Annotated in this window: 1 protein-coding gene; it reads left to right on the top strand. The window is 69.1% G+C overall.

All coding sequences use genetic code 11. The annotated features are described in order from the left end of the window. Nucleotides 1–152 precede the first annotated feature (152 nt). A partial coding sequence (locus ACQG3P_RS19865) for a UvrD-helicase domain-containing protein (protein WP_426806006.1) occupies nucleotides 153–269 on the top strand: 117 nt, incomplete at its 3' end.

Here is a 269-nt window from a genome sequence, read left to right on the forward strand (position 1 = left end):
TGGCCTTCGGTACATTCTAATGCGCGTCCTCGGCTGGTTGCGGGACTGTGATCCGGGTCACAGACGGCCTGGGGTTGCGCCTGCGGCGGTGCCCGGTCCAGCCGGCCAGCGCGGCCCGCCGCCCGTTACAATGCGGCCCCCACGGAGAAGGCATGCACGGACTCAATCCCCCCCAACGCGCGGCAGTGCTGCACAGCGAAGGTCCCCTGCTGGTACTGGCCGGCGCGCGCAGCGGCAACACGAGCGAGATCGTGGAAAAGATCGCCCAG

This window comes from Stenotrophomonas sp. SrG (genome assembly GCF_050031795.1).
Classification (GTDB): Bacteria; Pseudomonadota; Gammaproteobacteria; order Xanthomonadales; family Xanthomonadaceae; genus Stenotrophomonas; species Stenotrophomonas rhizophila_A.